Origin of the sequence: Paenibacillus lupini, assembly GCF_011761355.1 — a bacterium.
GTDB lineage: Bacteria > Bacillota > Bacilli > Paenibacillales > Paenibacillaceae > Pristimantibacillus > Pristimantibacillus lupini.
Genome location: NZ_JAASRW010000016.1, coordinates 1 through 18502, shown reverse-complemented (window position 1 = coordinate 18502; position 18502 = coordinate 1). Strand labels below are relative to the sequence as shown.

Genomic DNA, 18502 nt, shown 5'->3' with positions numbered 1-18502 from the left:
TTAGGTAAAACGCCCGCGATTTTCTGTCATTGCCTTATTTAATTAAACGCCGCCGTTTGTCTTGAAGAGCGTGCTGATCGAACCGCCTTCAATGATAATGCGAGTCGCTTCCGCAAGCAGCGGAGCTACCGACAATACGGTGAACTTCTCCGGATGATCCTCTGGCAGAGAGATCGAATCCGTTACGATTATTTCTTTGATATGAGGATGATTCAAACGCTCAATGGCATTTCCCGAGAACAGCGGGTGAGTTGCGCATACATAGACGTCTTCTGCTCCACGCTCTTTCAAGCTTTCAACAACGTTGACAATAGTAGAGCCCGTATCGATCAAGTCCTCGATAATAATCGCAGTTTGTCCCTCAACATCGCCGATAACGTGAGTAATCGAAGATTCATTGTGTGCAGGACGCTTCTTGATCATAATAGCAAACGATGTGTCCAGGTTGTTCGCAAGTTTCTCTGCGGTGGAAGCACGTCCAGCGTCCGGAGATACGACTACCGGGTTTTTAATGTTCTTCGATTTCAGATAGTCACTGATCAGATCCAGCGCTGTCATGTGGTCTACCGGAATATTGAAGAAGCCTTGAATTGCCGGCGCGTGAAGGTCAATAGTGATAACACGGTTTGCGCCAACCGTAGTCAGTACGTCTGCAACCATTTTAGCAGAGATAGGCTCCCGCGGAGCTGCTTTGCGCTCTTGGCGCGCATAGCCGTAATACGGCATGATGATGTTAATCGTCTTCGCGGATGCCCGCTTCGCTGCATCGATCATTACGAGCAATTCGACAAAATGCTCATTGATCGGATGCGAGAACGATTGAACGAGGAATACGTCACAGTTCCGAATCGTTTCTTCATAGTGAACGTAGATTTCCCCGCTCTTGAAACGGGACATTTTGATGGCGCCGAGTGTCAATCCCAAATCACTGGCGATCTTTTGAGCCAATATCGGATTGGACGAACCCGAAAAAATACGCAACTTGTCGCTAAACATGATACCCTCCTGAGCGTTTTAAACCAATAATTTGACATGAAGTGCTTCTTTGCATGGGCAAAGTCTTCGTCGTTTGCTCAACACTTTCGTACAGCGTCAAGCTTGTTCCATATCATTATACATCTAATTTACTATAATTCAAAAATCGACAAATACCAATTTTCGCCGTTCAAACGTCGCCAGCTGAGAAAAACCGACATCTTTCAACACCGCACGCGCTTGATCTAAATATTGCCCCAGTCGCTGCGGCTGATGCGCATCCGAGCCAATAGTGATTGGAATGTTCAATTGTTTGGCATATTCGAGCATTCTGCGGCTTGGAAACATCTCCTCAGCGGGGGTCCGAAGACCAGATGCATTAAGCTCGATCGCCATCCCATGACGCTTAACAGCATCTAGAGCAGCCCTCTCCAGATGAGTCACATCACCTTCTGGCTTGAAGCCAAAACGCTTAATGACATCGATATGCCCGATGTAGTCGTAGAATCCCGTTGCTGCTGCTTTCGCCACCGCGTCGTAATACTGCTCATATACCTTCATAGGGTCTTTACCTTCCCAGCCATGTGTCTGCCGGAAGTCCGTAATATCCCATTCACCCAGAAAATGAACCGACCCAATCACATAGTCGAATGGATATGCGTTAATAATGGCTTCGATCTTCTCTTCTTGACCTTCGATATAGTCCCCTTCGAGGCCGACACGAATGTCGATCTGGCCTTTATATTTCTCCTTCAGAGCCAGACACTCTTCCACATATCCGGAAAGCTCCTCCATCGGCATCGCCATCTCCGGATAATACGTAGCAGGATCCACATGAAGAAGCGGCATATGGTCAGAAAGACCGATCTGCTGAAGACCGATTTCTATCCCCTTCTGCACGTATTCCTCCAGCGAGCCGACAGCATGCCCACAGCGGGCATGATGGGTATGATAATCGATAAACATGTGCATACCGGCCTTTCTTTTGAAAAAATAGGTTATTTGCCTGCCTGCTCTCTTCTCATCGCATTATTAGTGGCAGGCTTGCCGTGACGGCTTTGCAGCTCATTCATCACATCATCAAGCGGCAAACCGCGTTCACGCAGCAGGACAAGCAGATGGAACAGCAGGTCGCTTGCTTCCGAGCGAAGCTCGTCGTTGTCGCTGTTTTTCGCAGCAATAATCGCTTCCGTAGCTTCTTCGCCGACCTTTTTCAGGATCTTATCAAGACCTTTCTCGAACAGATAAGTCGTATAAGCGCCTTCGGGGCGTTCTGCATAACGCGCAGCGATAACGCTCTCCAGCTCGCCAAGAATCGCAAAGCGATTATCTGCGGATGCCTCAGCCTCTGCTTCCGCTGTGCTATTGTCGGCTACTTCAATCTCGTTGAAGAAGCAGGAGTACGCACCCGTATGGCAAGCCGGGCCTTTCTGATCTACACGTACGAGCAGCGTGTCGGCGTCGCAATCATACGACATCGAGCGAATACGCTGCGTATGGCCGCTTGTTGCCCCTTTGTTCCACAACTCATTGCGGGAACGGCTCCAGAACCAGGTAACACCTGATTCCACCGACAACTTTAGCGACTCTTTGTTCATGTAAGCAAGCATAAGAACTTCTTTGCTCTGCGCATCCTGCACAATTGCCGGAACAAGACCGTCCTCGCTCCATTTGATGCGTTCTGCCAGTTCCGTCATCGTACTTCCACGCCTTTCTGCCTCAGATCATCCTTCACTTCGCGGATCGTCATTTCTTTGTAGTGGAAAATGGTCGCCGCAAGGCCTGCATCGGCATGACCTTTCTCGAATACGTCAGAGAAATGCTCAATCCGTCCCGCTCCGCCGGAAGCGATCACTGGAATGCTAACCGAGTCCGATACTGCACGAGTCAGCTTCAGGTCAAAACCGTCTTTTGTACCGTCTGCATCCATGCTAGTGAGCAAAATCTCTCCTGCTCCTAAACGTTCAATCTCCTTCGCCCATTCGAGAACCTTAATACCAGTCTCCTTGCGTCCGCCGTGGGTGAACACTTCCCACTCGCCCCAAGCCTCGTTGTACTTCGCATCAATGGCTACAACAATACATTGCGAGCCGAATTTGCGAGCACCGTCGCTTACAAGAGATGGATTAAGAACCGCAGCTGTGTTGATTGCGATTTTGTCCGCGCCAGCACGAAGCAGCCGCTTCATATCGTCAACATGGGAGATACCGCCGCCAACTGTGAACGGAATCGTAATCTCTCCAGCCGTTCTTTTAACAACTTCAATCATTGTTGCGCGTCCTTCTACCGATGCCGAAATATCGAGAAAGACGAGCTCATCGGCGCCCTCCTGATCGTAGGTGGACGCAAGCTCAACCGGATCCCCTGCATCACGCAGGTTCACGAAGTTGACTCCTTTTACAACCCGTCCGTCCTTCACGTCCAGACATGGAATAATACGTTTCGCCAGCATATGTGCACGCTCCCCTCTCGTTAATCGCTGGAATCTAATCTATATCGTAGCGAGTAATCGCCTGTTAACGCTGTACAACCGGGCTTCCCGTTAAAGCAAGGAAGTTACCCAGCAGCTTGATGCCAAGCTCACTGCTCTTCTCCGGGTGGAACTGCATCCCATACACATTGCCACGTCCCACAATAGCCGTTACCTGCTGATGATAATCCGTTGTCGCTAGCAGGTCAGAAGCAACCTCCGGCTTCGCATGATAGGAGTGTACGAAGTACACATGCCCTTCCTCGAGGCCTTTGAACAGCGGGCTGTCTTGCAGGAAGTTCAACTTGTTCCAGCCCATATGCGGCACTTTGTAGTCACCTTGGAACCGAATTACTTTGCCCGGGAGCAAATTAAGACCCTCATTTACGCCATGCTCTTCGCTTTGAGTAAACAGCAGCTGCATACCGAGGCAAATACCGATAAGCGGCTTGCCGGAAGCTGCATAAGCTTTTGTTGCCTCATCAAGCTTCGTCTCACGCAAATTGTCCATTGCATCGCCAAACGCGCCAACGCCCGGCAAAATTGCACCGTCCGCTGCAGCAATAACCGCTGGATCAGCTGTTACGACTGCCTCGTAGCCAAGACGCTCAACCGCCTTGCTGACGCTGTGCAGATTGCCCATGCCGTAATCGATGATCGCGATCATACTACAGCACTCCTTTCGTTGAAGGCACTCCTTGTACACGAGGATCGATGCTAGTAGCTTCGTCGACCGCACGTCCCAAGGCTTTGAACACCGCTTCGATCATATGATGCGTGTTCTTGCCGTAGTGAACGATGACGTGCAGCGTAACACGTGCTTCAAGAGCAAACTTCCACAGGAATTCATGAACCAGCTCCGTCGAGAAGCTGCCGACTTGTGGAGATGGGTACTCCGCGCGGTATTCAAAGTGAGGACGGTTGCTGACGTCGATAATGACTTGAGCAAGTGCCTCATCCATCGGTACAAATACGCTCGCGTAACGCTTGATGCCGCGTTTGTCTCCAAGCGCTTCACGAAGAGTTTGACCAAGGCAGATGCCGATATCTTCTACCGTGTGGTGATCATCGATGTCGATATCGCCGCGTGCTTCAACATTCAAGTCGAATTGGCCATGCTTGGCGAACAGGTCCAGCATATGGTTCAGGAAAGGAACATCCGTCTCGAGCTTCACTTCACCCGTACCGTCTACTGCAAAGCTAAGCTTAATATCTGTTTCATTTGTTTTACGTACAAGTTCTGCTTTCCGTTGTGTATCCGCCACTATAATTCCTTCTTTCTATATGAATGGTCTGTTACTTTCCTTCTTGCTCTAACCGAATCTCAATCGCACGGGCATGCGCCTCAAGCCCCTCATGACGGGCCAGCGTCATAATGCTGCTGCCGTTCTTCAGCAAAGCTTCCTTGCTGTAGTAGATAAGACTCGACTTCTTCAGGAAATCATCCACGTTCACCGGTGAGGAGAAGCGTGCTGTTCCGTTCGTCGGGATAATATGGTTAGGTCCGGCAAAATAATCACCAACCGGCTCCGAGCTGTATGGTCCGAGGAAAATCGCACCGGCATTCTCGATGAGACCAAGCAGGCTCATCGGATCAGCCGTCAGCACCTCCAGATGCTCTGGTGCCAGTTTGTTCACAACGTCGATACCTGCTTCGATGGAATCGACTAGCAGTACCGCGCCGTAGCTGTCGATTGACGCGCGTGCAATCGCTTCACGCGGCAGAGTTGCTAGCTGGCGCTCTACTTCGGCAGCGACCGCTTGACCAAGCTTCTCGGAAGGTGTCACAAGAATTGCCGAAGCCATCTCATCATGCTCTGCCTGCGACAGCAGGTCAGCTGCGATATAAGAGGCATTCGCCCCTTCATCCGCCAGTACGATGATTTCGCTAGGTCCAGCAATGCTGTCGATGTCGACTGCACCAAATACGGAGCGCTTCGCCAGCGCTACATAAATATTGCCCGGTCCACAAATTTTATCAACCGGTGCAATCGATGCTGTACCATAAGCGAGCGCTGCAATCGCCTGAGCGCCGCCAACCCGGTACATCTCTTTAACGCCTGCTTCTGCAGCGGCTACAAGAATATACGGGTCAATGCCAGCCTTGCCGCCTGTTGCTGGCGGTGTTACCATCACGATCTCCGGCACGCCGGCTACCTGGGCCGGAATGACGTTCATAAGCACGGACGACGGGTACGCCGCCTTGCCTCCGGGCACATACACGCCGACCCGCTTCAGGGGCCGGAGAATTTGCCCGAGCATCGTACCGTCCGGCTGCAAATCCATCCACGAATTACGCTTCTGCTTCTCGTGGAATACCCGAATATTCACGGCTGCCTCGCGGATTGCCGTGAGGAAATCGGCGTCGACCTTATCGTACGCCGCCAGAATCTCCTCTTGCGTCACACGAAGCGATGACGCATCAAGCTGGACGCGGTCCAGCTGCTCCGTATACCGCAGCAGTGCCGCGTCTCCTTCCGCCTTGATCGCTTCTACGATCTGACGCACCGTTTCATTTTGCTCCGGTGTTCCGTACTCCACCTCACGCTGCAGTCCAAACTGCTCCGCCTGCATAATCCGCATAAGCTTTCGCCCCTTCCTCACCTATATCGCTCTATCTATCGTGCTATACTTTGGCTGTAATCGTATTCTGCAGACGGTCACACAAGCCTTGAATCACTTCATTCTTCATCCGGTAGCTGACACGGTTCGCAATCAGACGGCTTGTAATTGGGAAGATGGACTGCATCTCCACAAGACCATTCTCACGTAGTGTTTGACCCGTCTCTACCATATCTACGATGCGGTCAGCAAGACCAATAAGTGGTGCAAGCTCGATTGAACCATTCAGCTTGATAACTTCAACCTGCTGCCCCAGCTCACGGAAATATTGCGAAGCCACATTCGGATATTTCGTCGCTACCCGTGGATTAATAGCCGGCTTCCAATCCGCAAGACCAATAACCGACATCCGGCATTTTGCGATGCCCAGATCAAGAAGCTCATAGACGTCTTTGTTCTCTTCCATCAGGACGTCTTTGCCCACGATTCCGATATCGGCAACACCGTATTCCACATAAGTTGGAACGTCAACCGGCTTCGCCATGATGAACTCCATGCCAACCTCCGGCAGCTCGATAATGAGCTTACGTGTATCATCGAAGTCGCTTGGAATCGGCAGACCCGCTTCACGGAACAGCTTCGAAGCCTGCTTATAGATGCGGCCCTTTGGCATCGCAACCTTCAAAATATCTTTTCTCGCTTCGCTCATTGTCCGCTGCCTCCTGTCGCCTTTTCTACACCTCTGATGAACGGCATTCCTTTCGTATACGCTACACCTTTATAAGTAAACGAGCCTTCTACAACAAGCCCTTTCCAATCCTCTGCTGCCATACGTTCTGTAACAACAGCTTTTCCCTGCTCACGAAGCTGCTGAGCCGCTCCGAGCGCTTCTGCACGGCCTTGACCATCATAGCCAATTAGGACACGCTCATTACCCGCTGTGTCTTCTTCTGCACCAACAAGCTCCAGAATGCGTGTTGTCTTTAGGGCAAAGCCTGTAGCCGGTGCTGGACGTCCAAATTGGCTGAGCAGATTGTCATAACGTCCACCGCTTGCCACTGGGAATCCTAGATCCGCCGCATAACCCTCAAACGTCATGCCTGTGTAATAAGAGAAGTCACCAATCATCGTCAGATCGATCAGTACATGCTCGCATACGCCATATGCCTTCAGCACATCCCAGATCTCACACAAATGGCGAATGGACTTCTGCGCCGTCGCATCTGCGCTCAGCTCAAGTGCCTGTTCGCAGATTTCCTGCCCGCCGCGTAGACGGAGAATACCTTCCAGCTCACGCTGTACCGGCTCCTCTAGCTCAAGCTCACGCAGGCTCTCACGATAGCCGACATAGTCACGGTTAAGCAGGCAGGACTTCAACTGCTCCTGCGCTTCCTCACGTCCAGCCAGCGTCTCCTCAAACAAACCGTTCAGGAAGCCGACATGACCAATCGCAATTTTGAAACGGTTAACACCAGCTGCCTTAAGGGAAGCAATGGCCAGTGCAACAACCTCTGCATCCGCTTCAGCGGAAGCATCACCAACAAGCTCTACACCTGTTTGGAAAAACTCAGCCTCGCGGCCCGACTCTTCTTCAATAGAGCGGAATACGTTGCCATGATAAGACAAGCGCAGCGGGAATTGCGATTCCTTAAGGAGGGAAGACACCACACGAGCAATCGGTGCTGTCATGTCCGAGCGCAATACAAGCGTCGTACCACGGTTATTGAGCAGCTTGAACAGCTTCTGATCCGAAGTCGAGCTCGCGACCCCTACTGTATCGTAGTATTCCATCGTTGGAGTAATAATCTGTTCGTAGCCCCAGCCCTTCATACAGGCCAGTACATCACGTTCAATATGACGCAGCTTTGCTACTGCGTTTGGAAGATAATCTTTAACGCCAATTGGCTTCTCGAATACTTTTGGTTTAGACATCATTATTCACCTTCGGTTACTTTAGTATATTAAAGTGCTACCATGTTACCATACTAACAAAATAAAGTATTAGACGTAATATTAGCATGAACATTCGCTTCCGTCAAGATAGCTGGGCATCTCTTCCAATAGTGTGCTATCCAGCAAGAAAGCCCCGCTATTCGCGCTCTTTCGAGTGTTCGCGAATAGTGAGGCTTTTCCCCTTGTTATAAAGATCCTGGATCAGTTCAACTCGGTATCCGTCCGCCTAATCTCCCGAATGGGATTGCCTCCAACAAACGTATAGGCTGGTACATCCTTATGGACGATCGAACCAGCAGCGATTACCGCATGATCTCCAATTGTTACACCAGGAAGGATGGTCGTGTTAGCCCCAATCATAACATGAGAGCCTATCTTCACATTGCCCAGCCGATATTCCTTGATTAAGTACTCATGCGTCAGAATGGTCGTGTTATAGCCAATAATCGTATTATCCCCTATTTCAATCTTCTCTGGGAAAAACACATCAACCATAACCATCAGCGCAAACGCGGTCTGCTTGCCGACCTTCATCCCAAGGATCCGGCGGTAGATCCAATTCTTAACCGTAAGCTCCGGACAATAACGAGCAGCTTGAATCGCGATAAAATTCCGTACCGCCTTGAGACGGCTTACCGTATGATATACCTGCCACAGTGCATTTGGTCCTTCCACCGGATAACGCTCAACGTTTCGCAACGGCTATCGCTCCATTCCTGCGAATGCATACAACTCGCGCATATCTTCAATGATATACTGCGCTCCGCTCTCCTTCAGCAGCTCCTGGCCTTTCAGCGACCAGGCAACACCCACGGGGATTACTCCCGCTTCCTTCGCGGAGATGATATCAACGGTACTATCACCAATCATAATCGTAGTTGCCGGGTCAGCCCCAAGCTGCTCTAACGCCATAAGTACTGGCTCAGGATGCGGCTTCGGATTCGTAACATCATCAACCGTAACAAACGCATCGACATAATCATACAGCCCGCAAAATTTCATTCCGCGTTCTGTCGACATCCGAATCTTCGTCGTAACAACGCCAATCTGAATGCCTTGTTCATGCAAATTCTTCATGACCTCATTCGTATAAGGGAATGGCCGGAGCAGCTCGTCATGAAGTCTTGTATTCACCGTACGATAAGCTTTAATCAGGTGGTCAACATCCTCAAGCCCTGTAAAATGTCTAAACTGCGCTTGAAGTGTAAGTCCCATACTCGGGATAATATGTTCTCTGCCGAATCCCTCAGGGACATGGCCCTTCAGTGATTCCAGAAACGAGCGAATAATAAGCTCATTGGTGTCCATAATCGTGCCATCCAGATCGAACAGCATTGTTCGTATATTGCCCGTCATGCTTATCTTCACTCCTACTGCTTATAAAAGCTTACAGGTTGTCCGTCTTTACATCCGTTACAGGCACCGCTGTCTCCTTCGTGGACACAATCGGATCCTGATAGCGGATAGATGCTGCCCCTGTTGAACGGCGCACAACGATGAAGATGATTGCCGCGATGATCAGGATAACCGCGAGAAGCTGCGAGACACGTACATCGCCATAGGCCGGATCAAGGAAGCCTTGTTCAAAGCCAAACCAAGTCATCGGTGTCCATAGTGCATCCATCAGGGAACCCAGTGCCCCTGGACCTTGGAAAGCCAAGCTGTCCGTACGCATTCCTTCAATGAAGAAGCGGCCGATTGAGTACCAGATAAAGTAGTACGCAACAAGCTCACCAGCGCGAAGGAACTTTTGACGACGAATAACCATCAAGAGGATAATACCGACCAAGCTCCAGAGCGACTCATAGAGAAACGCAGGGTGATGGTAAACGCCTTCACTTGCAACATACATTTGATTCACAATGAAGTCAGGCAGATGCAGCGTATTCCGCAGGAAGCTCTCATCCACCGGACCGCCGTATGCTTCCTGGTTCATGAAGTTGCCCCAACGGCCAATCATTTGACCCGCTAGAAGCCCAGGTGCGCAAATGTCTACCATTCGCCAGAAAGAGTAACCCTTATAGCGGAAATAGAAAAAGCCACATGCAAAAGCCCCGATCAAGGCCCCATAGATGGCAATCCCGCCATTCCAAATTTTAAAGACATCTACCCAATTGTTCTTATACTCGTCCCATGTGAATGCTACATAATAAATTCTCGCGCAAATAACGGCCGATGGCACGCCAAGCAGCAAGAGATCCATGAAAAACTCCGGCTTAATGCCGAATCTTTTCCCTTCCTGTACAGCCAGCAGCAAACCGACCAATGCAGCCGTACCAAGAATGATGCCGTACCAACGCACATGAATGTCCCCAAGGGAAAACGCCGTTGGATCAATCAACAGATTCATTGTTCAATGCTCCTTCTATAATAGGTCTATTCCTGCAACTCTTTCAGCTATCAATCGAAATCATCGGTATCTTCCGCAATCGTTTCGGTCAGCTTATTCGTAAACTGCAGAGCCGCATTGTAGCCCATACGTTTTAGACGGAAGTTCATCGCTGCAACCTCGATAATAACTGCTAAGTTTCGGCCAGGACGAACCGGCACTGTAACAAGCGGTATATCCGTATCAATAATCCGAGTCTTCTCCTCGTCAAGGCCAAGACGGTCATATTGTTTATCCTGCTGCCAGTTCTCAAGCTTAATAACCAGGGTAATACGCTTGCTCGTACGTACAGCACCAGCACCAAACAAAGTCATCACGTTGATGATCCCTAAGCCTCGAATTTCAAGCAAATGGCGAATAAGCTCCGGCGCACTGCCGAACAACTGTCCATCCGACGTCTGACGAATTTCAACCGCATCATCGGCTACCAGACGATGGCCGCGTTTCACAAGCTCAAGAGCGGTTTCACTTTTACCAATACCACTTCCGCCTGTAATAAGCATGCCAACACCATATACGTCTACAAGGACGCCATGAATCGTAGCAGTTGGAGCAAGCTTCTTCTCCAGGAAGTCTGTAATCCGGCTTTGCAAAATAGTCGTTGCCACATTACTGCGCAGCACTGCAATTTGTGCTTTGTTCGAGTGTTCCACCAGCTCGGCTGGTGCCTCAAGTCCCCTTGTCAAAATAATACAAGGTGTGTTCTCATGACATAGCTGCTCAAAACGGCTTCTGCGTTCCTCACTCGTCAGCGTATCGATAAATGTAAGTTCTGTCTTACCAAGCAGTTGTACCCGCTCATGTGGGTGATAGTCAAAATATCCTGCCATCTCTAGGCCCGGACGATAAAGATCATCAACCAGAATAGAACGCTTCAAGCCGTCTTCGCCGGAGACAATCTCCATTGAGAAATGTTGCACTAGTTCCGCTACTTTTACTTTCTTAGCCATCGAACGGCCTCCTCACTTGCGTTCCCAATAGGTTATATGAAGTAAGTAAATCTATTTCCAATGACTTCATCGTAAAGGAAAAAAGCGCCGAAAGCAACGTTTCTCCGTCGCTCAGCGCTTTTCGTCATTTTATAACCACATTCACAGGTTCTTCGACATATCCCGGGTATTGATACAGCTCAAAAGTTAATGGCTGCTTATAAGGTTTATTAGGGATTGTGTAGTATGCTTCGTACATGAAGGCCGATCCATCTGCATCGCTTCCTGAAGTACTTTGTGTGCCATCATGATCTAGTAATGTATACTCCTTCCCCGATGCGTCATGGAATACCGCCTTATGATTAAACAACCAGTAGCCATACCCCCGTTCCAGCTCATTCAGTTGCTGTGCTTTAATAGATAACTCAAAACCCGAAGGATTTTTCCGGACTTTTGTCAATTGGATACGGTCATCCGGTGTTTCCAGCGTTTCTCCCGTTTCGGTATTAATAACAAATTCCTGGTCTTTCGGAGATAGTAGCAGTCCATCGGCTACCAAGCGAAGATGCTCCGGCTTCTCGAAGTAATTGCTTTGGAACGTCAGTGTCGTTGTCCCGTCATCCAGCATGCCAAAACCACCTTTTGTCTCCCAACGCCGTCCCTTCTCATCCATCAATGCCAGCTTCAAAAAAGAATTTGCGCGAATCCTTGCATCCGGTTCCCGTCGGATCGTGACTGATGCCTGCAGCGGTGTAACGAGAGCTTTCTCTATGATGAAATGCTGTCCCCCAACCTCTATTTCTTTGTTCAACGTGATCTCTTCCCTTAACTCTTCAAACCGGCTATGATCAATTGGAATATCGACATTATGCCATTCGCCGCCGAGCTTCAAGTTGAACTTTATTATGTCCGGCACTTCGACACCATCACCCAACATAATATCAATCATATCGTGGACACTTGTCGCTTCTTCCTTCTCCGACTCTGTCTGCCCAATACTATAATAGTTACTGCCGATCATAGCTTCCAATTGCTCACCATTACCGTCGGTAATCTTGTAGTCTGAGGTAAGAGCATCTTCGCTCACATTCGGACCATCTGCCGTATAAAAAATCACAATCCTCTGCTGATCCGCCATTATGCCATCAACTGTGAGAGTATAACCATTCTTACTATCTGACTTGTTCACAGGCTGAATAAATTCATGATTCATTGCACTAGTCAGTGTGTTATCGCCTTTTATCAACTCAACGACTCCATTCAACCCCGGAATCTCACGCACCAGATTCGCAAAGGCAGGGGATACCCGAATACATGCTGTAAGAAGAACAAGTACGATAGCCGCCGAAGCTGCCATTTTGAAGGTCAGTCTGCTTCTTCTCCTCCTCCTTCCTTGCTGACGCGCCCTTTCTACTCCTGTCCGAATGGCTGACGAAAAGGAATTCTCCGATGCACTTTCTAATAACAGGTTCACCTGTGCCTTATCCTCTGCAAACATCTCATCCAGTGCTTGCTCGAACTCCAACCTATTCCCACTCAACCGTCATCCCCTCCTTTCCGTAAGACTCATTACTTCTTAATTGCTTCAAAGCTTGATGCAGCCACGTTTTTATCGTCCCGTCCGGCTTCTCCAGGAGCTCAGCAATCTCCGTAATCGTCATGTCCCGATAATATTTCAGCACAATGACCATCCTGTATTTCGCAGTTAACTTCTGCAGTTGAACAGCCAAATCCATTCTATCCACGCCATTTTCCGTGGCAGCTAACGTATCTCTCTCGATAAGCTCGTTATTTAGAGGCTGCTCACGTCGCCGCTTCTTTTGCTCATCCAGACAGACCCGGATAAGAATCCGTGTCATCCAGGTCGTAAAGACCTTGGGATCACGCAAAGTACGGCGTTTATTCCAAACCCTAAAAGTAGTCTCCTGTATAGCCTCGAGTGCATCCGCTTCATTCCGCATATAGGAGTAGGCAATGCCATATAAGCGGCTCTGATCCATCTGAATTCTGGCAATAAGCGCCTCATCGTCACCTTTTATAGCAGCCGCTGCATATTCATCTCTATCCATTTGCCCCTCCTTCCCCAAACCCTCATCTTAAGCTTAATTACGTATTAGACGGCGCTGGTGCCATTTCGGTTTTTTTATTTATAAAAACGTAAAAAAGACTGCCCCCCAATCGGGAGACAGCCTTGTTGTAAATGTTAAGGATTAGTTTTCGAAGATGTTCAGCTCGGACTCTTTGTCGAACATATGAACTTTGTTCATGTCCAGAGCAAGCTTAACGCTGGAACCGTCACGAAGTGTCGAACGACCGTCAACACGAGCGATTACTGTGTCAGAACCGATACCATTCAGGTACAGGTACATTTCATGACCAAGGTTCTCAGCTACTTCAACGTTAGCGTTAACGATTGTGTTCGGGGAAGCTTCCAGGAACACAGGCTCTTCGTGAAGATCTTCTGGACGAATACCCAGAATTACTTCTTTACCAATGTAACCTCTGCCACGAAGATCTGCTGCTTTACCTTCAGGTACAACAACGTCTACGCCAGTAGTTTTGAATTTCACAACGCCGCCTTGATCAACAAGCGTACCAGTAATGAAGTTCATCGAAGGAGCGCCAATGAAGCCCGCTACGAAGATGTTTACTGGGTGGTTGTACAGCTCTTCAGGAGAAGCTGTTTGTTGAATGAAGCCGTCTTTCATAACTACGATACGATCGCCCATCGTCATTGCTTCGATTTGGTCATGCGTTACGTAGATAGTAGTTGTTTCAAGACGTTTTGTCAGTTTGCTGATTTCAGCACGCATTTGACCACGAAGTTTAGCGTCCAAGTTGGAAAGTGGTTCGTCCATCAAGAATACTTGTGGTTCACGAACGATAGCGCGTCCCAAAGCTACACGTTGACGTTGACCGCCGGAGAGTGCTTTTGGTTTACGATCCAGCAAATGCTCGATATCAAGAATTTTAGCAGCTTCACGAACACGTTTGTCGATGTCTGCTTTTTTGAATTTACGAAGTTTAAGGCCGAAAGCCATGTTTTGATAAACGTTCATGTGTGGGTACAACGCGTAGGATTGGAATACCATCGCGATGTCGCGGTCTTTCGGTGCTACGTCGTTTACGACGCGGTCGCCGATGTACAGCTTGCCCTCGGAGATTTCTTCAAGACCTGCGATCATACGAAGAGTTGTCGATTTACCACAGCCGGAAGGTCCTACCAGTACCAAAAACTCTTTGTCCTTAATGTCAAGGTTAACATCAGTTACCGATGCTTTGTCGGAACCCGGGTATTTTTTGTAAATGCCTTCTAAACGTACGCCTGCCATTTGAATGTCCCCCTAAAAGAAAATTTCTTATGGGTATATCTTATCGCACAGGCCCGTTTGTGACTATGCACAAACTATACAAAAAAACTAATTCCTTTTCGTAACTTTGTACAATAGTAAAATAATTTTGACTAATACGGCATCACGGAACTGTCGAACATCAAGTCCAGTTTCCTGTTTTAATTTATCTAAGCGATATAATAATGTATTCCGATGGATATAAAGCTTTTTTGCCGTTTCACTTACATTACAATCAAGCGAGAAGAAAGTTTCAAGTGTTGCCAGCATTTCCGATTCAACGAACAACTCGGTCCGTTTTAAAGCATGCTCCAAGTAACGAGAACGTTGAACTTCTGGAATCGCATTCAAGAGCCGCTCCAACTGCAGATTCCAAGGCAAATGAATACTTGTTCCTACATGGAACTTACGGCCAAGATTAATCGTCTCACGCAGCAGTACGGTCGTTTCCACGATTCCTTTAGCCGGACTTACAGGATGAGCGACAGCCAGATGACATTCACCGATCCATTCGCTTGCCAGCATCTCGTATAAACCATGACATATAGAAGACAAACTGTCTTCCACCGTCTCCTCATCTTCGTCATCCATAAACTCACTATCGGCTTCCTTCAATAAAGAGACAGGTCCCCATATGAGCCATTCCTGATTTTTAAGTGGAATAAGCAAAATATCCTCCGCAAGAAATGAGCGGAGCAGCTTTTCTAGTTCCGAATAAGAAGCCTGTTTACCATTCGTGTATTCTGTTACTAATAAGAAAGGGATCATTTCCGCAAATAACTTGCCGCCTGCAGTCAAATGATCGGGAATCGAATAAGAAGGCTCCTCCGAATCAACCTGCTGTTGAATCCACTCGCTTAGCTTGAGGGCAAACGATTCGCTTTCTGATAAGTTACCTGGTTTCACCGCTTGCTGCTGTTGAGCTTGATTCCATTGCAGTGTCCAAGTCAATAACTCCGCTTCAGCCCGCTTGAGTTCCCCTTCGATCTCTAAGGCTTCCACATCGTTGCCCATAACCTTAACAACGATCCATGTCTTTCCGTTTTGCTCTACACGACTGCCTTCCACAATCTTATCGTGCTTGTCATCTCCGCTCCAGCTTGTCCAATCAGATAACGAGAACGTAGTGAACCGTACCGGACAGTTCAAAATGTGCTGCAGCGGGGTTAGCCAATCTGTCGTGCTCATTTCACATGTCTCCAATCTCCAGCTCCAAGAATGACGCTTTTTTTCGTCATTGTATCACAAAACCACTGCTTAGTTCAGCCTTTCATGACAAGCAGCAGGATAGACAGCAAGGAGAACAGCGCTGCAATGAGATACATAAAGGAAACCGTTTGAACCTGTGTCAGCCCCCAACGCATAAGAGCATGGTGAGTATGGAGCTTATCTGCCTGATGGAGTCCCTTACCAGTAGCCAGCCTGCGAAGCATAACGATTATCGTATCCAAGATAGGTAATCCTAATGCCAGTAGAGGCACTAATATCGTGATAAACGTAGCCTTCTTGAACGCACCATCTATAGCGATAACCGCAAGGGTATAGCCTAGAAAGGTTGCTCCAGCATCACCCATAAAAATTCTCGCAGGGTGGAAATTATATAGCAGAAAACCGATACAAGAACCACCAATAATAATGGCGATTACTCCTATATCCCCTTGCCCTTTAATAAGGGCAGTAATAAACAAAGTAATTGAAGACAATGTACAGACTCCTGAAGCAAGGCCATCTACACCATCAATGAAGTTGATCATATTAATAAGGGCGAAAATCCAGATGATTGTTCCAATCCAATCTACCCAGGCAGGGAAGCTGACGAACAATCCATTAGCAGGATTCATAACGCCATCCATATGAATACCAAAAAACAGCGGAATAGATGAAACTCCCATATAGATAATGACACGGGGCCACACCGGAAAGTCTTTTCCTTTCGCCTTCGATGCATCATCCATCAATCCAATTGTAACAAGCAACGCCCCACCCACTATAATGCATAGACTAAGCGGAGTTATCCCCTGAAAAGTAAGAATCGTCACAACACAAGCAATATATAGCGCAGCCCCGCCCATAAGCGGAATCGGGCGATTATGAATTTTACGCCAGTTTGGCCGGTCAACAATCCCGTACCTGATAGCAATTCTCTGCATGATGGGTACAAACAAAACCGTCAATACAATAGTCATCCCGACAGCAAGCCAATACGTCATTCGAATGTTCCCCTTCGTCAGTCACATCATTTGTTTTAACTGTTCAACATTGTTCCCTATCGAGAGGAAAAAAATGATTAAAATCTCTTCTTACAGCATTATAATGTGTTTGACGACTGGAAATGTTCATGATAGGATAAATTCATACTTATCTTATCGGAATTAACGAAAATTAAGGAGTGAATATAAGATGCCGCAAGTTGTTATTTTGAATGGCAGTCCTAATCCTGGTTCACGTTTGACAGGTATTACGCAATATGTTGAATCACACTTGTCTAAAGAAGGCATTTCTTTCAACCATATTACGGTTGCTTCCCTTCCTGCAGAGGATCTCATCCATGCACGATTCGACAGTCCTGCAATTGTTGAAGCTTCTTCCTTAGTTGAGTCAGCAGATGTAGTGATTATTGCTAGCCCTGTATATAAAGCATCCTTTACCGGCGTACTCAAAACATTCCTTGATCTGCTTCCTCAAAAAGGACTATCCGGCAAATTCGTCACTCCTCTGTTCATTGGCGGTACGATTGCTCACTTGCTCTCAATTGACTATGCCCTTAAGCCAGTCCTTTCCGCATTAAATGCTAAGCATTTCGGCAGCGGAGTATATGCCACTGATTCTCAAATCGCACGCGTTGATAACGGTGAATTCGAGCTTAACGAGGAATTACAAGAACGGTTAAATTCTTCTGTAGCAGAAATCATTGAAGAACTTAAATTCCGGAAAAACAGATAACAAAAAAGCTTGAAGGGACACTCAATCCTTCAAGCTTTTTCTATTATTAATTAAGCATCAAAAAACCCACATACCGAAGTATGTGGGTTGGACGTTTAAATAAATGGTGAGCCATGAAGGACTCGAACCTTCGACACCCTGATTAAAAGTCAGGTGCTCTACCAACTGAGCTAATGGCTCTCAACAAAGAGAAATGGTGGAGGGCGATGGATTCGAACCACCGAACCCGAAGGAGCAGATTTACAGTCTGCCGTGTTTAGCCACTTCACTAGCCCTCCACAAGCTAAATGGTGGCTCGGGACGGAATCGAACCGCCGACACGAGGATTTTCAGTCCTCTGCTCTACCGACTGAGCTACCGAGCCTTATTTACACATAAAAAAATGGCGGAGCTGACGGGATTCGAACCCGCGGTCTCCTGCGTGACAGGCAGGCATGTTAGGCCTCTACACCACAGCTCCATGCTACTTCCGGATCTTGTCCGAAAAAATTGGTTGCGAAGACAGGATTTGAACCTGTGACCTTCGGGTTATGAGCCCGACGAGCTACCGGACTGCTCCACCTCGCGGCATTATAAAACTTATATGGTGGAGGCTGAGGGGATCGAACCCCCGACCCTCTGCTTGTAAGGCAGATGCTCTCCCAGCTGAGCTAAGCCTCCGAAAAGTATGGTAGCGGCGAAGGGGATCGAACCCCCGACCTCACGGGTATGAACCGTACGCTCTAGCCAGCTGAGCTACACCGCCACACTTATCCCACTAGTGTCACTTACAGCGCGTGGGAACGACTGCAAGATCAGGAACTTGTGCCCTGAAAACTGGATGCGAAAGTGAAACATCTTAAGCGATGTTTATGAATGAATCATAAACGTTTTAGGATAAGCCCTCGACCGATTAGTATTCGTCAGCTCCACACATTGCTGTGCTTCCACC

Annotated in this window: 19 protein-coding genes and 7 tRNA genes; 1 reads left to right on the top strand and 25 read right to left on the bottom strand. The window is 48.1% G+C overall.

Going from position 1 to position 18502, the window contains the following annotated elements; all coding sequences use genetic code 11:
• Nucleotides 1–42: 42 nt before the first annotated feature.
• The 18 genes from FHS17_RS29975 to FHS17_RS29890 form a co-directional block, all read right to left on the bottom strand.
• Nucleotides 43–996, bottom strand: coding sequence for a ribose-phosphate diphosphokinase (locus FHS17_RS29975; protein WP_167283093.1), 954 nt, complete (start codon nt 994–996; stop codon nt 43–45).
• A gap of 138 nt (nt 997–1134) precedes the next feature.
• On the bottom strand, nt 1135–1941 hold the full coding sequence (gene hisJ / locus FHS17_RS29970; RefSeq protein WP_167283091.1) for a histidinol-phosphatase HisJ: 807 nt from the start codon (nt 1939–1941) through the stop codon (nt 1135–1137).
• Nucleotides 1942–1973: 32 nt separating this feature from the next.
• Complete coding sequence (hisIE, locus tag FHS17_RS29965) at nt 1974–2672, bottom strand: bifunctional phosphoribosyl-AMP cyclohydrolase/phosphoribosyl-ATP diphosphatase HisIE (protein WP_167283088.1); 699 nt, start codon at nt 2670–2672, stop codon at nt 1974–1976.
• Nucleotides 2669–3427 carry an imidazole glycerol phosphate synthase subunit HisF gene (gene hisF, locus FHS17_RS29960; RefSeq protein ID WP_167283085.1) on the bottom strand — a complete coding sequence of 253 codons (759 nt, stop codon included), beginning with the start codon at nt 3425–3427 and terminating at the stop codon, nt 2669–2671. The genes hisIE and hisF overlap by 4 nt, the downstream gene beginning before the upstream one ends.
• Nucleotides 3428–3491: 64 nt before the next feature.
• Nucleotides 3492–4112, bottom strand: a complete 621-nt coding sequence (hisH, locus tag FHS17_RS29955) for an imidazole glycerol phosphate synthase subunit HisH (RefSeq protein WP_167283082.1) — start codon at nt 4110–4112, stop codon at nt 3492–3494.
• Between the two features lies 1 nt (nt 4113).
• Entirely contained in the window at nt 4114–4710 is a 597-nt protein-coding gene (gene hisB, locus FHS17_RS29950; RefSeq protein ID WP_167283080.1) for an imidazoleglycerol-phosphate dehydratase HisB, read from the bottom strand.
• A 31-nt stretch (nt 4711–4741) separates the two neighbouring features.
• A complete protein-coding gene (hisD, locus tag FHS17_RS29945; protein ID WP_167283078.1) occupies nt 4742–6028 on the bottom strand; it encodes a histidinol dehydrogenase in 1287 nt (428 codons plus the stop codon).
• A 43-nt stretch (nt 6029–6071) separates the two neighbouring features.
• On the bottom strand, nt 6072–6716 hold the full coding sequence (hisG, locus tag FHS17_RS29940) for an ATP phosphoribosyltransferase (protein WP_167283074.1): 645 nt from the start codon (nt 6714–6716) through the stop codon (nt 6072–6074).
• Entirely contained in the window at nt 6713–7939 is a 1227-nt protein-coding gene (locus FHS17_RS29935) for an ATP phosphoribosyltransferase regulatory subunit (RefSeq protein ID WP_167283150.1), read from the bottom strand. Before FHS17_RS29935 ends, hisG begins: the two co-directional genes overlap by 4 nt.
• 222 nt (nt 7940–8161) lie before the next feature.
• Nucleotides 8162–8659 carry an acyltransferase gene (locus FHS17_RS29930; RefSeq protein WP_167283071.1) on the bottom strand — a complete coding sequence of 166 codons (498 nt, stop codon included), beginning with the start codon at nt 8657–8659 and terminating at the stop codon, nt 8162–8164.
• A 3-nt stretch (nt 8660–8662) separates the two neighbouring features.
• A complete protein-coding gene (gene ppaX, locus FHS17_RS29925; protein WP_167283069.1) occupies nt 8663–9316 on the bottom strand; it encodes a pyrophosphatase PpaX in 654 nt (217 codons plus the stop codon).
• 31 nt (nt 9317–9347) lie between these two features.
• Entirely contained in the window at nt 9348–10310 is a 963-nt protein-coding gene (gene lgt / locus FHS17_RS29920; RefSeq protein WP_167283067.1) for a prolipoprotein diacylglyceryl transferase, read from the bottom strand.
• A gap of 50 nt (nt 10311–10360) precedes the next feature.
• Nucleotides 10361–11299 carry an HPr(Ser) kinase/phosphatase gene (hprK, locus tag FHS17_RS29915; protein ID WP_167283065.1) on the bottom strand — a complete coding sequence of 313 codons (939 nt, stop codon included), beginning with the start codon at nt 11297–11299 and terminating at the stop codon, nt 10361–10363.
• Between the two features lie 124 nt (nt 11300–11423).
• The gene (locus FHS17_RS29910) at nt 11424–12818 is read right to left on the bottom strand and encodes a DUF4179 domain-containing protein (RefSeq protein WP_167283063.1); all 1395 of its coding nucleotides are present in this window, start codon (nt 12816–12818) and stop codon (nt 11424–11426) included.
• Nucleotides 12805–13347 (bottom strand): sigma-70 family RNA polymerase sigma factor, encoded by a 543-nt coding sequence (locus tag FHS17_RS29905; protein WP_167283061.1) that lies wholly within the window; start codon nt 13345–13347, stop codon nt 12805–12807. The genes FHS17_RS29910 and FHS17_RS29905 overlap by 14 nt, the downstream gene beginning before the upstream one ends.
• 141 nt (nt 13348–13488) lie before the next feature.
• Nucleotides 13489–14610, bottom strand: a complete 1122-nt coding sequence (locus tag FHS17_RS29900; RefSeq protein ID WP_167283058.1) for an ABC transporter ATP-binding protein — start codon at nt 14608–14610, stop codon at nt 13489–13491.
• Nucleotides 14611–14697: 87 nt separating this feature from the next.
• Nucleotides 14698–15816, bottom strand: coding sequence for a PucR family transcriptional regulator (locus FHS17_RS29895; protein WP_167283056.1), 1119 nt, complete (start codon nt 15814–15816; stop codon nt 14698–14700).
• A gap of 74 nt (nt 15817–15890) precedes the next feature.
• Nucleotides 15891–16838 carry an MraY family glycosyltransferase gene (locus FHS17_RS29890; RefSeq protein ID WP_167283054.1) on the bottom strand — a complete coding sequence of 316 codons (948 nt, stop codon included), beginning with the start codon at nt 16836–16838 and terminating at the stop codon, nt 15891–15893.
• Between the two features lie 190 nt (nt 16839–17028).
• Between FHS17_RS29890 and ssuE the strand changes: the two genes are divergently transcribed.
• Nucleotides 17029–17571 (top strand): NADPH-dependent FMN reductase, encoded by a 543-nt coding sequence (ssuE, locus tag FHS17_RS29885; protein WP_167283052.1) that lies wholly within the window; start codon nt 17029–17031, stop codon nt 17569–17571.
• Between the two features lie 104 nt (nt 17572–17675).
• Here ssuE and FHS17_RS29880 read toward each other — a convergent pair.
• From FHS17_RS29880 to FHS17_RS29850, 7 genes are all read right to left on the bottom strand, one after another.
• Nucleotides 17676–17751 (bottom strand) — tRNA-Lys (locus FHS17_RS29880).
• Between the two features lie 14 nt (nt 17752–17765).
• Nucleotides 17766–17849 (bottom strand) — tRNA-Tyr (locus FHS17_RS29875).
• A gap of 10 nt (nt 17850–17859) precedes the next feature.
• Nucleotides 17860–17935: transfer RNA gene (locus FHS17_RS29870), tRNA-Phe, on the bottom strand.
• A gap of 19 nt (nt 17936–17954) precedes the next feature.
• Nucleotides 17955–18031 (bottom strand) — tRNA-Asp (locus FHS17_RS29865).
• A gap of 30 nt (nt 18032–18061) precedes the next feature.
• Nucleotides 18062–18138, bottom strand: a tRNA-Met gene (locus FHS17_RS29860).
• 17 nt (nt 18139–18155) lie between these two features.
• Nucleotides 18156–18231 (bottom strand) — tRNA-Val (locus tag FHS17_RS29855).
• 8 nt (nt 18232–18239) lie between these two features.
• Nucleotides 18240–18316: transfer RNA gene (locus tag FHS17_RS29850), tRNA-Met, on the bottom strand.
• Nucleotides 18317–18502: the final 186 nt, after the last annotated feature.